The 13,037-nt window shown below is 71.5% G+C and carries 11 protein-coding genes and 1 tRNA gene; 6 read left to right on the top strand and 6 right to left on the bottom strand.

What is annotated here, in order from left to right:
- Positions 1 to 179: 179 nt before the first annotated feature.
- The 5 genes from AB5J51_RS20450 to AB5J51_RS20430 all read right to left on the bottom strand — a co-directional run bounded on the left by AB5J51_RS20450 (position 180) and on the right by AB5J51_RS20430 (position 6,039).
- On the bottom strand, positions 180 to 1,649 hold the full coding sequence (locus AB5J51_RS20450) for a penicillin-binding protein 2 (RefSeq protein WP_136226048.1): 1,470 nt from the start codon (positions 1,647 to 1,649) through the stop codon (positions 180 to 182).
- On the bottom strand, positions 1,646 to 3,070 hold the full coding sequence (locus AB5J51_RS20445; protein WP_030292699.1) for an FtsW/RodA/SpoVE family cell cycle protein: 1,425 nt from the start codon (positions 3,068 to 3,070) through the stop codon (positions 1,646 to 1,648). The genes AB5J51_RS20450 and AB5J51_RS20445 overlap by 4 nt, the downstream gene beginning before the upstream one ends.
- A 34-nt stretch (positions 3,071 to 3,104) precedes the next feature.
- The gene (locus AB5J51_RS20440) at positions 3,105 to 4,565 is read right to left on the bottom strand and encodes a Stp1/IreP family PP2C-type Ser/Thr phosphatase (protein ID WP_369778249.1); all 1,461 of its coding nucleotides are present in this window, start codon (positions 4,563 to 4,565) and stop codon (positions 3,105 to 3,107) included.
- A gap of 144 nt (positions 4,566 to 4,709) precedes the next feature.
- Positions 4,710 to 5,216, bottom strand: coding sequence for an FHA domain-containing protein (locus AB5J51_RS20435; RefSeq protein ID WP_369778248.1), 507 nt, complete (start codon positions 5,214 to 5,216; stop codon positions 4,710 to 4,712).
- Between the two features lie 10 nt (positions 5,217 to 5,226).
- Entirely contained in the window at positions 5,227 to 6,039 is an 813-nt protein-coding gene (locus AB5J51_RS20430) for a DUF3662 and FHA domain-containing protein (protein WP_053787037.1), read from the bottom strand.
- Positions 6,040 to 6,331: 292 nt separating this feature from the next.
- On the opposite strand from AB5J51_RS20430, the gene AB5J51_RS20425 reads away from it, so the two are divergent.
- From AB5J51_RS20425 to AB5J51_RS20400, 6 genes are all read left to right on the top strand, one after another.
- A tRNA-Leu gene (locus tag AB5J51_RS20425) sits at positions 6,332 to 6,414 on the top strand.
- 262 nt (positions 6,415 to 6,676) lie between these two features.
- Positions 6,677 to 8,344: a sensor histidine kinase gene (locus tag AB5J51_RS20420; protein ID WP_369780283.1), complete on the top strand. Its 1,668-nt coding sequence runs from the start codon at positions 6,677 to 6,679 to the stop codon at positions 8,342 to 8,344.
- A 20-nt stretch (positions 8,345 to 8,364) separates the two neighbouring features.
- Complete coding sequence (locus AB5J51_RS20415) at positions 8,365 to 9,012, top strand: response regulator transcription factor (RefSeq protein WP_030292709.1); 648 nt, start codon at positions 8,365 to 8,367, stop codon at positions 9,010 to 9,012.
- A gap of 77 nt (positions 9,013 to 9,089) precedes the next feature.
- Positions 9,090 to 10,526, top strand: a complete 1,437-nt coding sequence (locus tag AB5J51_RS20410; protein WP_053787039.1) for a DUF2252 domain-containing protein — start codon at positions 9,090 to 9,092, stop codon at positions 10,524 to 10,526.
- Between the two features lie 91 nt (positions 10,527 to 10,617).
- Positions 10,618 to 11,424 carry a J domain-containing protein gene (locus tag AB5J51_RS20405; RefSeq protein WP_369778246.1) on the top strand — a complete coding sequence of 269 codons (807 nt, stop codon included), beginning with the start codon at positions 10,618 to 10,620 and terminating at the stop codon, positions 11,422 to 11,424.
- Between the two features lie 36 nt (positions 11,425 to 11,460).
- On the top strand, positions 11,461 to 11,805 hold the full coding sequence (locus AB5J51_RS20400) for a rhodanese-like domain-containing protein (RefSeq protein ID WP_030292714.1): 345 nt from the start codon (positions 11,461 to 11,463) through the stop codon (positions 11,803 to 11,805).
- Between the two features lie 28 nt (positions 11,806 to 11,833).
- On the opposite strand, the gene AB5J51_RS20395 is transcribed toward AB5J51_RS20400, so the two are convergent.
- Positions 11,834 to 12,976: an acyl-CoA dehydrogenase family protein gene (locus AB5J51_RS20395; protein ID WP_369778244.1), complete on the bottom strand. Its 1,143-nt coding sequence runs from the start codon at positions 12,974 to 12,976 to the stop codon at positions 11,834 to 11,836.
- Positions 12,977 to 13,037: the final 61 nt, after the last annotated feature.

Genomic DNA, 13,037 nt, shown 5'->3' with positions numbered 1-13,037 from the left:
CCCGTGTGTGGTCCGGCGGTGTGCTGTTCGCGCAAAGGCTACCGGCCGATCGTCGGTGATCGGTTCGTGACCACAGGCTGATACCGGACCGGTACCGTACGCTCGGATCCGGGCGGGAACAGTGATGTGGATCACTCCAGTTCGGCCTTTTGTGCCCCTTCGGCCGTTGCGCTCCTCCGTCAGCCCTGGTTCTTCAGGACGGCTTCCATGACGGCCTTCGCGACCGGAGCCGCGAGGCCGCCACCGCTGATGTCCTCGCGGTCGGCGTCGCTGTCCTCGATGACGACGGCGACGGCGACCGGGGAGCCCTTGTCGGTCTTGGCGTAGGAGATGAACCAGGCGTAGGGGCGCTTGGCGTTCTTCTCGCCGTGCTGGGCGGTGCCCGTCTTGCCGCCGACGGTGACGTCCTTGATCTTGGCCTTGCCGCCGGTGCCGTTCTCGTTCTCGACGACGTTGACCATCATCTGCTGGAGCTTCTGCGCGTTGGCGGGCGAGAGCGGGCGGCTCATCTCCTGCGGCTCGTGCTTCTCGATGACGTCGAGGTTCGGGGCGGTCAGCTGGTCGACCATGTACGGCTTCATCAGCTTGCCGTCGTTGGCGACGGCCGCGGCGACCATCGCCATCTGCAGCGGCGTGGCGGCGGTGTTGTACTGGCCGATCGCGGAGAGCGAGTTGCTCGGCCGGTCCATGTTCTTGTCGTAGACGCTGGCGAACGCCCGGACCGGGGTGTCGATCTTGTCGTTGTTGAAGCCGAACTTCTGCGCGGTCTCCAGCATCTTGTCCTTGGTCACCTTGTCGGCGACGTTGGCGAAGACGGAGTTGCAGGAGACCTGCAGCGCGAAGTTGAGGCTCGCCTTCTCGCAGCCCTTGGCGTGGTTGACCATCGGGGTCTTGGTCGTCGGCAGCAGGAACGGCTCGGGGGTGTCCGTCGGCACGTTGATGTCGGTGACGACGCCGTGCTCCAGCGCGGCCGCGGCGGTGACGACCTTGAAGGTCGAGCCGGGCGGGTAGGTCTCGCGCAGGGCGCGGTTGACGAGCTTCTTCTCCGGGCCGTCCTTCAGCTCGACCCAGGCCTTCTCGTCGGCCTTGGAGTTGCCGGCGAAGCTGGACGGGTCGTACGAGGGGGTGCTGACCAGGGCCAGGATGGCGCCGGTGCGGGGGTCGATCGCGGCGACGGCCCCCGTCTTGTCGCCGAGCTTCTCGAAGGCGGCCTGCTGGGCCTCGGGCATCAGCGTGGTGACGACGTTGCCGCCGGCCTTCTTCTCGCCGGTGAACATGCCGATGGTGCGGTCGAAGAACAGCCGGTCGTCGTTGCCGGTGAGGATCTTGTCCTCGAGGGACTCGAGCTGCGTGGAGCCGAAGGCCTGGGAGGCGTACCCGGTCACCGGTGCCCAGAGCGCTCCGTTGGAGTAGGTCCGCTTGTACTTGTAGTCGCTGCCGTCCGTGGTGGCGGAGCCGGTGATGGCCTGGCCGCCCGCGACGATGATGTTGCCGCGCTGGGTGGCGTACTGGGCGATCTGGACCCGGCGGTTCTCCTTGCGGGTGCTGAGTTCCTCGGCCTGGACGTACTGGAGCCAGTTGGTCCGGATCAGCAGCGCGAGGACGAGCAGCCCGCAGAAGATCGAGATGCGGCGCAGGGGCTTGTTCATGACGGGCGGACCACCTGGGTCATCTCGGAGTCGGGGGACGGTGCCGGGGCCGGGGCGGGGCGGCGTGCGGTGTCGCTGATCCGGATGAGGATCCCGATGAGGGCCCAGTTCGCGAGGACGGACGAACCGCCGGACGCGAGGAACGGCATGGTCATGCCGGTCAGGGGGATGAGGCCCATGACGCCGCCGGCGACCACGAAGATCTGCAGGGCGAAGGCGCCGGAGAGGCCGATGGCGAAGAGCTTGCCGAAGGGGTCGCGGGCGGCGAGCGCGGTGCGCACGCCGCGCTCGATGATCAGGCCGTAGAGCAGGAGGAAGGCCATGACGCCCGCGAGGCCGAGCTCCTCGCCGACCGTGGAGAAGATGAAGTCCGAGTTGGCGGCGAATCCGATGAGGTCGGAGTTGCCCTGGCCCCAGCCGGTGCCGAGGACCCCGCCGGAGCCGAAGCTCATGATCGACTGGCCGACCTGCTCGCAGGCACCCGACTTGGAGTAGCAGGCGAAGGGGTCGAGCCAGGCGGTGACACGGGCCTTGACGTGGCTGGCGGTCGCGCCGACGACGGCGGCGCCGGCCACGCTCATGACCAGGCCGATGACGATCCAGCTGGTGCGCTCGGTGGCCACGTACAGCATGATCACGAACATGCCGAAGAAGAGCAGCGAGGTGCCGAGGTCGTTCTCGAAGACGAGGACGAGCAGGCTCATCGCCCAGATCATCAGGATGGGGCCGAGGTCGCGGCCGCGCGGCAGGTAGAGGCCCATGAAGCGGCGGCTGGCCAGGGCGAGCGCGTCGCGCTTCACCATCAGGTAGCCGGCGAAGAAGATCGCGATGACGATCTTCGCGAACTCACCGGGCTGGATGGAGAAGCCGCCGACGCTGATCCAGATCTTCGCACCGAAGACGTCGGCACCGAGGCCCGGCACGACCGGCAGGATCAGCAGGACCAGCGACGCGGCCATGGAGATGTACGTGAACCGCTGCAGGGTGCGGTGGTCCTTGAGCAGCAGCAGCACGCCGGCGAACAGGGCGATGGCGAGCGCCGTGTACATCATCTGCCGGGGGGCCGACTCGGAGAAGTGGCCGAAGCTGCGCTTGGCCAGGTTCTGCAGCCGCTCCGACTGGTCGAGCCGCCAGATCAGGACGCAGCCGAGCCCGTTGAGCAGTGTCGCGATCGGCAGCAGCAGCGGGTCCGCGTACTTCGCGTAGCGGCGCACCACGAGGTGGGCGATGCCGGCGAGAACGGCGAGGCCGCCCCCGTACGCGACCATGCCGGGAGGCAGCTTGCCGTGGATCGACAGGCCCACGTTGGCGTAGGCGAAGATCGGGATGACCACGGCGAAAACGAGCAGCAGGAGCTCGGTGTTCCGCCGGCTCGGCAGCTCGATGGCGCCGATGGTGGTCGTGTTGGTGACAACGCTCATGGTGTGGCAGGCCCCCTGTGCCCGCGGGTGTCTACTACTGCTTGCCGCAGAGGCCGACCAGCGACTGCTCCGTGGGAGTCAGGCTGGGGCCGGGTGCTGGTGGGTTCTGCGCTTCCGCGGCGCGGCGCTCCTCGTCCTTCTTGCAGGCGGTGACCTGGGCGCCGAGTTCGTCGATCTTCTGGCGGGCGCCGTCGAGGCTGGTCTCGGTGATGGTGGCCTCGACCAGCTTGCGCTTGAAGGGCGGCAGGTACTTCAGTTCGATGTCGGTGCGGTCGGTCTCCACCTTGGAGAGCTCCAGCGGGCCGAGGTTCTGGCTGATGCCGCGGAACAGTGCGACGTGCTCGCCCTTGACGCCGATGTAGAACTGCGTCTGGGTCCAGCGGTGTGCGGCGTAGAGGCCGCCTCCGACGACACCGGCGACGATCAGCAGGATCAAGGTGCGGGTGGTCCACTTGCGCCCTTTGCTGCGGCGCCGGCGGGGGTGGTCGTACGTGTCGTCGTAGCGGGAGTCGTCGTACGGGTCGGGTTCGCCGAAGCTGCCGTACGCGCCGCCGCCCTGGCTCTGGTCGGGGTATCCGTAGCCGGGCGCCTCGCCGCTGCCGGGGGGCCCGAAGGCACCGGCCGGCGGGGGGACCTGGCGGCCGAGGCCGGAGGCGCGGCCCGCCGGGGTCTGCATGGCGTTGCCGCCGTCGAAGAGCTGGTGCTGGTTCTCGGCGACCGCGCCGACGACGACCGGGGTGTCGTTCAGCTGGGCGGCGAGGGTGTCGCCGCTGTCGGTGTCGAGGACGTCCGCGACGATGCAGGTGATGTTGTCCGGTCCGCCGCCGCGCAGGGCGAGCTGGATCAGGGCCTGCACGGTCTCGTGGGGGCCGTGGTAGTCGGCGAGCGTCTCTTCCAGGGTCTGGTGCGAGACGACGCCGGACAGGCCGTCGGAGCAGATCAGGTAGCGGTCGCCGGTGCGGACCTCGCGGATCGAGAGGTCGGGCTCGACGGTGTCACCGCTGCCGAGCGCCCGCATGAGGAGCGAGCGCTGCGGGTGGGTGGTGGCTTCCTCTTCGGTGATGCGGCCCTCGTCGACGAGGCGCTGCACCCAGGTGTGGTCCTGGGTGATCTGCGTGAGGACGCCGTCGCGCAGCAGGTAGGCGCGCGAGTCGCCGACATGGACGAGGCCCAGGCGCTGGCCGGTCCACAGGAGCGCGGTCAGGGTGGTGCCCATGCCCTCGAGCTGGGCGTCCTCCTCGACCATCACGCGCAGCTGGTCGTTCGCGCGCTGCACGGCAGTGGCGAGCGAGGTGAGGATGTCGGAGCCCGGGACGTCGTCGTCGAGCTGCACGAGCGAGGAGATCACCTCGGAGCTCGCGACCTCGCCGGCGGCCTGGCCGCCCATGCCGTCGGCCACGGCGAGGAGACGGGGCCCGGCATAGCCGGAGTCCTCGTTGCCCTCGCGGATCATGCCCTTGTGGGATCCGGCGGCGAACCGCAGGGACAGACTCATGCGCACCTGCCCAGTCGACGCTTCCTCCGGGTACAACCGGTCTCGAGCCACACTGCCCACCCTCCGGTCGGGAGCGCGCTCGGGTCCGTGTCCTGGGTGGGCCGGACTGCCGCGGCTCGCTCGCTCCGCTCGCTCATTCTCGTACTACTTCCGCAGCTCGATGACGGTCTTGCCGATGCGGATCGGGGCGCCCGGCGGAATGGGCGTCGGGGTGGTCAGCCGGGTCCGGTCGAGATACGTGCCGTTGGTGGACCCGAGATCCTCGACGATCCACTGGCCGTCACGGTCGGGGTAGATCCTGGCATGGCGGCTGGAGGCGTAGTCGTCGTCCAGCACGATCGTGGAGTCATGTGCCCGGCCGAGCGTGATCGTCTGGCCCGCGAGGGCGACGGTGGTGCCCGTGAGGGTGCCCTCCGAGACGACCAGCTTGGTCGGCGCTCCGCGGCGCTGGCGCTGCTGCGGCGGCGCGGCGGTCTGCCGGCCCCCGCCCGGCGCCGGCGCTCCGGCGGCGGCGCTGCCGCGGCGCGAGCCGCGCTGCGTGACGCGCGTACCGAAGAGGTCGCTGCGGATGACCTGGACGGCCACGATGACGAACAGCCACAGAACGGCCAGGAAACCCAACCGCATGACCGTCAGGGTCAGCTCTGACATTGCCCCCGCTTCACCCTTCGGCTTGCCGGTAAATGATGGTGGTGCTGCCCACGACGATCCGCGAGCCGTCGCGGAGCGTAGCGCGGGTGGTGTGCTGCCCGTCCACCACGATGCCGTTGGTGGACCCGAGATCCTGGATCGTCGAGGGCGTTCCGGTCCGGATCTCACAGTGCCGGCGCGAGACGCCGGGGTCGTCGATCCGCACGTCGGCTTCCGTGCTTCGGCCGAGTACGAGCGTGGGGCGCGAGATCTGGTGGCGGGTGCCGTTGATCTCGATCCAGTGGCGCCGGGTGGCACCTGCGGTCGGTACGGGGGCCGGCCCGCCCGCGCCCGGCCGGCGCGCGGCCGCGCCCGGGGGCGGTCCGGCCGGCATCGGCGGTGCGGCGACCGGCGGGTAGCCGTAGCCGCCCTGCTGGTTCTGGGGGGCCGACGGCTGCGCCTGGGAGGTGCTGGAGGCGAGCGTACGGCTGCGGACCCGGTAGAGCCCGGTGTCGAGGTCGTCGGCCTTCTCCAGGTGGACCTTGATCGGGCCCATGAAGCTGTAGCGCTGCTGCTTGGCGTAGTCGCGGACGAGGCCCGCGAGCTCGTCGCCGAGCTGCCCGGAGTAGGGGCTCAGGCGTTCGTAGTCGCCGGCGCTGAGCTCGACGATGAAGTCGTTGGGGACAACGGTCCGCTCGCGGTTCCAGATCGTCGCGTTGTTGTCGCACTCGCGCTGGAGCGCGCCGGCGATCTCGACGGGCTGGACCTCGGACTTGAACACCTTGGCGAAGGTGCCGTTCACCAGACCTTCGAGTCGCTGCTCGAACCGCTTCAGGACTCCCATGGGGCACCTCCTCCGTCGTTGTCGCCCTGTACTGCTTACTGATCGTATCCACGCGTGGCGGATTCGGCTGGTTCCCCCTGGGTCCCATGCGCAGGAGTGTTGGTCCTCACAAGGGATCGTAGGGGCGCTCAGGGGACAGTGTCCCGCACCGGACGTGCGGTGCGGGAGGGGCAATCGGAGCCGGGTCGACCGGTGCGGGGAAAGCGATGTGAATCCACCCCGTCCGACGTGCTAATGTTTCGACGTCGCCAGGGGAACGGACCGAAAGGGAAGATCCACTGGGGCGCTGCTCGGGCGAGTGGCGGAACGGCAGACGCGCTGGCTTCAGGTGCCAGTGTCCTTCGGGACGTGGGGGTTCAAATCCCCCCTCGCCCACATCGACGAAACGGTCGTCATCGCGAAAGCGATGGCGGCCGTTTCGCTTTTCCCGTGCCCTGGTGGGGTGTTGACCGTGAGGGGGGTCACCCCGGCGGACCACCGGAGAGCCGATTCCGTTCCGTGCACCGGGAGTTGGGGTCGCAGCCGGAACGGCCGCTGGGTCGGTCGTACGACTTTCGTCACGCAGCGCGCGACGAAAGAGGGCGGCCGGGCGGCAGCGCGGATGTCTAGGGTCGGTCGCGTGGATGCGACGGCGAGGATGCGGGCGGGCTGGGACTGGTTGACGGGCCCCGAGCCGTGGACCCGGCGGATGCTGGCGGGGGACCTGGTGATCGCCGGGCTGCTCGCACTGCTCGGCCTGGGCGTCGAGGAACTCGACAACGGCAGCGTGCAGCGGATGATCGGCAGCGCCGCGGCTGTGGTGCTGCTCACGCTGCTGCGGCGGCGCCTGCCTGCGGCGACCCTGGTCGTGGCGTCGGCGGTGTCCCCGTTCCTGCCCGGCTCGTTCCTGGTCATGATCCTGCTCGGCTGGTCGGCGGGGCGCCGGATCGTCGGGGTGGGCCGGGCGCTGACCGCGTTCACCCTCGCGTTCCTCGCCTCGGTCGGCTTCGGTGTGCTGCAGGCGTGGTCCGACAAGCGGCCCGTGCTGGTGATCGTCTTCTCCACGCTGATGTTCCTCGCGATGACGGTCATGCCGGGTCTGGCCAGCCGCTACTGGTCCCAGCGCCGGACCCTGCTGCAGGCGCTCCAGGAGCGCAACGGGCAGCTGATGCGGGAGCGGGCGATGGTCGCCGGGCAGGCCCGGCTGCGCGAGCGGCAGCGGATCGCCCAGGACATGCACGACAGCCTGGGCCACCGGCTGGCGCTGATCTCCGTGCACACCGGCGCCCTGGAGGTGGACCCGGAGCTCACCGACCGCCAGCGCGAGACCGTGGGGGTGCTGCGGCAGGCCTCGGTCGCGGCGATGCACGAGCTGCGCGAGGTCGTCGGGATCATGCGGGACGGCGTCGAGGCGCCGGTGCCCGTCGAGGAGGCGCAGCCCGCGGCGCGCGGGGTGGCGGGGATCGCCGGGATCGTCCAGGCGGCGCGGAGCGCGGGGACCGACGTACGGATGACGTCGGCGGGGCGGCCGAGGCCGCTGGTCGCGGCGTGCGACCACGCGGCGTACCGGATCGTGCAGGAGGCGCTGACCAACGCGTACAAGCACGCTCCGGGGGCGCCGATCGCGGTGGAACTGCGGTACGAGGACGACTCGCTGGTGGTGGAGATCGCCAACGGGCCTGCGGCCGGTCCGGGAACGGGCGAGGTGGTGTCGGGCGGGCAGGGGCTGACGGGGCTGCGCGAACGGGCCCGGCTGGTCGGCGGGATGGTGCACGCGGGCACGACCGAGGACGGCGGGTTCCGGGTGGCCGGGGTGCTGCCGTACGGGACGGAGCCGGCGGGGGTGGACCACATCGCCGACGACTTCGGGCAGCAGGCGCAGGCCCAGGCCCTGGGGCTGGCAGGTGCGCCGCCGATGGACTGGGCGGCGGTGGACCGGGAGCTGGCCGTACGGAGCCGCAGCCGGACCGGGGGCATAGCGATGGGCTGCGGGATCGCCTTCGCGGCGGTGGTGCTGCTGGTGATCGTGATCGGGGCCGGGGTGGTGCTGCTGCTGGGCACCGCGGGCAACGCGATGATCAGCCGGGCCGACTACGACGACGTGCGGGTGGGCGAGCCGGAGGAGGCGGTCCGCAGGCGGCTGCCCGACGGCGAGAGCTTCCTCACCGAGGGCCTGGACCGGAAGGGGCCGGAGCGGCCGGAGGGCACGCAGTGTCTGGCACTGCTGTCGTCGGACGACTCGGGGCTGTCCACCGATACCGTTTTCCGGTTCTGCTTCAAGGACGGCAAGCTCGTCGACAAGCAGGCGTACGAGGTCGAGCAGTAGGAGCGCGGGTGACAGTCAAGGTGATCCGAGTGGTGATCGCTGACGATGAGCCGCTGATCCGGGCCGGGATCAGGATGATCCTGACCTCGGCTCCGGACATCGAGGTCGTCGCGGAGGCGGCGAACGGCCGTGAGGCCCTGGACCTGGCCCGCGCGCACACGCCGGACGTGATGCTGCTGGACATCCAGATGCCGGTGATGGACGGCCTGACCGCGCTCGGTGAGCTGGGACGGGCGGCGCCGGAGGTCCGGGCGCTGATCCTGACCACCTTCGGGGAGAAGGAGAACGTGCTGCGGGCCCTCGGCTCGGGCGGCGCGGGGTTCCTCCTGAAGGATTCGGCGCCGGGCGAGCTGATCGGCGCGGTGCGGGCGGCCGCGGCCGGGGACGCGTACCTCTCGCCGGGGGCGACCCGGCACGTGGTCGACCAGCTGGCCTCGGGGCGGGCCGCGGGGCGCGGCGAGGAGGCCCGGCGGCGGGTGGCGGAGCTGAGCGAGCGCGAGCGCGGGGTGCTGTCGCTGCTGGGCGAGGGGCTGTCCAACGCGGACGCGGGCCGGCGGCTGCACATGAGCGAGGCGACGGTGAAGACGTACGTGAGCCGGATCCTGGCGAAGCTGGGCTGCGAGAACCGGGTTCAGGCCGCCCTGCTGGCCAGGGACGCCGGGCTGTAGGTACGGTCGGGCCGAATTGATGATGTTGGCCGGTGATGGCCGGGACAGTACGACGGGTACGGGCGGGGGCGGCACGGATGGTGGCGGTACCGGAACAGCGGCTTGCGGAGCCGGTCGGGGCAGTGGGCGGCGGGCGGATACCCGGGGTCGAGGGGTTCGCCCCGCGGGCCGTGGCGGGCTCGCCCAAGGAGGCGGGCAAGGCGCTGCGCACGCGGGTGCCGCGCTCGGCGCACGCGCACTTCGAGGCGCCGGCCGGGCGGCCGGACGCGGTGCAGGCGGTCGAGGAGTCCAACGTCGGGCGGGTCGCCGAGCTGGCGCCGATCCGGGTGGGCCGGATGGCCGCGAACCCCTTCGCGTTCCTGCGCGGAGCGGCCGGACTGATGGCGCACGACCTGTCGGGCGGCCCGGTGACCGGAGTCGGCGCGCAGATCTGCGGCGACGCCCATGCGGCGAATTTCGGCCTGTACGGGGATGCGCGCGGCCGGCTCGTCATCGACCTGAACGACTTCGACGAGACCGTGTTCGGCCCGTGGGAGTGGGACCTGAAGCGGCTGGCGACCTCGCTGGTCCTGGCCGGGCGGGTGGCCGGCGCGGACGAGGACACCTGCCGGGCCGCGGCGCACGACACGGTGGGCGCGTACCGCCGGACCATGCGGCTGCTGGCCAAGCTGCCGGCGCTGGACGCCTGGAACGCCATCGCGGACGAGGAGCTCGTCTCCCACACCGATGCCCGGGACCTGCTGGGCACGCTGGAGCGGGTCTCGGAGAAGGCCCGCAACAACACCTCGGCGCGGTTCGCCGCCAAGTCCACCGAGGCCTGCCCCGACGGCGGGCGGCGCTTCGTGGACGCCCTGCCGGTGCTGCGCCGGGTCGGCGACGCGGAGGCGGCGGCCGTGGCCGCCTCGCTGGGCCCGTACCTGAAGACCCTGCAGGGTGACCGGCTGCCGCTGCTGGCCCGCTACGCGATCCACGACGTGGCCTTCCGGGTGGTCGGCACCGGGAGCGTCGGCACCCGCTCGTACGTGGTGCTGCTGCTGGACCACCGGGGCGAGCCGCTGGTGCTCCAGGTCAAGGAGGCGCGGCCGTCCGTGCTGCTGCCGCACCTGCCCGCGCTGGGCTTCGAGTCCGCGGTAGAGGAGCACGAGGGCCGCCGGGTGGTGGCCGGGCAGAAGCGGATGCAGGTGGTCTCCGACATCCTGCTGGGCTGGACGACGGTGGAGGGGCGGCCGTACCAGGTGCGGCAGTTCCGCAACCGCAAGGGCAGCGTGGACCCGGCGGCGCTGGCCGCCGACCAGATCGACGACTACGGGCGCATGACCGGCGCCCTGCTGGCCCGCGCGCACGCGCACAGCGCCGATCCGCGGCTGCTGGCCGGGTACTGCGGCAAGAACGACGAGCTGGACGAGGCGATGGCCACCTTCGCGGTGGCGTACGCCGACCGGAGCGAGGCCGACCACGCGCACCTGGTGGCGGCGGTGCGGTCCGGGCGGATCGCGGCGGAGGCCGGGGTCTGAGCGGGTCATCGGGTCCCGTTGCGGGTCACGGTCCCGGGTCGATGTTTCACGTGAAACATCGACCCGGCCCGACCGGCCTTAGGGTGGCCGGGTGAGCGAGCAGCAGACTGAAGACACCGGCGACGAGCGTCCCGAGGCGCGCCTGGAACGGGCCGTGCGGGCCGCCGAGCAGGCGCTGATCGAGTTCGAGATCGCCGTGGAGACCTTCCGGGTGGAGGTGGAGAACTTCTCCCGCCTGCACCACCAGAAGCTCGGCCCGATGTACTCGAGGCTGGACGAGCTGGATGCGCTGATCGCCGAGGCGAAGGCGGCCCGGAGCGGAGATGCCGAGGATCTGCGACGGGCCCGGGACGCCCGCTCGCTGGTGATGCCGATGCCGGGCGTGGACGAGCTGTTCCACGACTGGATGGGTTCGGAGGGCATCTCCGACGACGCGTCCGCGATGCTCACCGACCGCCCGGTGCGGCCCCCGGAGCGGGTCCGGCCGACGGAGGAGGTACGCCGGCTGTACCGCGAGCTGGTCCGCCAGGCGCACCCGGACCTCGCCCGGGACGACGCCGAGCGGGAGCGGCGCGATGCGTTCATCGTGCGCGTCAATGCGGCGTACGCGCGGGGCGAGGAGCAGGTGCTGCGCGAGCTGGCCGAGGAGTGGGCGGCGGGTCCCGTACCGGAGGCCGTGCGACTGCTGAACGAGAGCGAGGAGCTCTACGCCCGGCTGGAGTGGCTGGCGCAGCGCAAGGAAATGCTGGCGGCGGTGGCGCGCGAGCTGGAGGACAGCGCGATCGGCTCGATGCTGCGGATGGCGCCGGAGGACCCGGACCGGCTGCTGGAGGAGATCGCGGAGCAGCTGCTGGCGCAGGTCTCCGAGCGGGAGTCGGAGCTCGCCGAGTTTGGATAGGTTGGGAGTCAGACCTGCGATGAGAGAAGGCGACGTATGAACTTCGGACCGCTTCCCTCGGTGGACGCCGCCGCGGTGCCCTCCGAAGGCTTTGTCCTCGACGTCCGTGAGGACGACGAATGGGCTGCCGGACACGTGGAAGGCGCCCTGCACATCCCTATGAGCGACTTCGTGGCCCGCTTCGGTGAGCTGACGGAGGCCGTGGAGGACGGCCGCCGCGTGCACGTGATGTGCCGGGTCGGCGGGCGCTCCGCACAGGTCACCCAGTACCTGGTGCGCCAGGGCATCGACGCCGTGAACATCGACGGCGGCATGCAGGCCTGGGACGGCGCCGGGCGCCCGATGGTGACCGACCACGGGAACCCGGCCTTCGTGCTCTAGAACGCCAGAAGGCGGCGGGCACCGGCCGTCAGGCGAGGGCGTGGGCGGCCAGCAGGTCGCCGAGCGCTTCCTCGTGCGCGGCGGCCGGGCCCAGCTGGAGCTCCAGCTGCTTGGCCCACGCGTGGTAGCGGTGCAGCGGGTAGTCGGTGTCGGCGCCGAAGCCGCCGTGCAGGTGCTGGGCCGTCTGCACGACCCGGCGTACCCCCTCCGAGGCCCAGATCTTGGCGACGGCGACGTCTCCGGCGCTCGGCAGCGGCCCGCCGGCTCCGCCCGTCGCCGCGTCGAGCCGCCAGGCGGCCTGCCACAGGGTGACCTCCATGGCGCGCAGGTCGATGTAGCGGTCGGCGGCCTGGACGGCGACGGCCTGGAAGGTGGCCACCGGGAAGCCGAACTGCTCGCGCTTGCTGGTGTATTGGCTGGTCATGGCGAGGACGCCCTCGCCGAGCCCGAGCGCCAGGGCGCACGTTCCGGTGGCGAGGAGCTGGCGGAGCCGCTCCCAGGCGCCCGGGGTGTCGATGAGGTGCGTCGCGGGCACCCGTACGCCGTCCAGGGCGAGTTCGGCGAGCCGTTCCCCGCTGGTGGAGACCTGCCCGGCCAGGGTGAGGCCCTCGGCGGTGCGCGGGACGAACGCGAGGACGGCCTCGCCCTCGCCCGTGTGGGCCGGTACGGCGATCCAGTCGGCGCCGTACGCCCACAGGACGGCCGTCTGGACCCCGTCGAGGGTCCACTGCGCGCCCTCGCGGCGGGCGGTGACGGCGAGTTCCGCGGGATCGTGGCCGCTGCGCCCATGGGCGGCGGCGGTGAGGACGAGCGTGCCCCGACCGGCGTCGGGCAGCAGGGCGGCGGCCAGTTCGGGGCTGCCGTGGGCCTGGATGGCCATGGCGGTGGCGCAGTGCTCCAGCAGCGGAACCCGCGCCAGCACCTTCGCGGCCTCGCGCAGCACCAGGCACAGGGCGATCGCGTCGAGGCCCGCCCCGCCGTGCTCCTCGGCGAGGACCAGGCTCAGCAGGTCGGACGCGGCGAGCTTGGCCCACAGCGGCCGGTCGAAGTCCTCGGCGACGGCCCCCGGGGTCAGCGCGGGGCTGGGCACGCCGTCCGGGGCGACGTCCGCGAAGACGGCCTTCGCCGCCTCGACGGCGGCCTGCTGCTCCTTGGTGAAGGTGAAGTCCACTGCCTGTCCTCCCGCGCGCACCGGATCCCGGTCAGGCCCGGTCCGGACCTGACGGTGCGTC

This window comes from Streptomyces sp. R33, assembly GCF_041200175.1.
GTDB lineage: Bacteria > Actinomycetota > Actinomycetes > Streptomycetales > Streptomycetaceae > Streptomyces > Streptomyces katrae_B.
The sequence above is the reverse complement of the archived record's forward strand: the minus strand, read 5'-3'. Positions and strand labels throughout refer to the sequence as shown.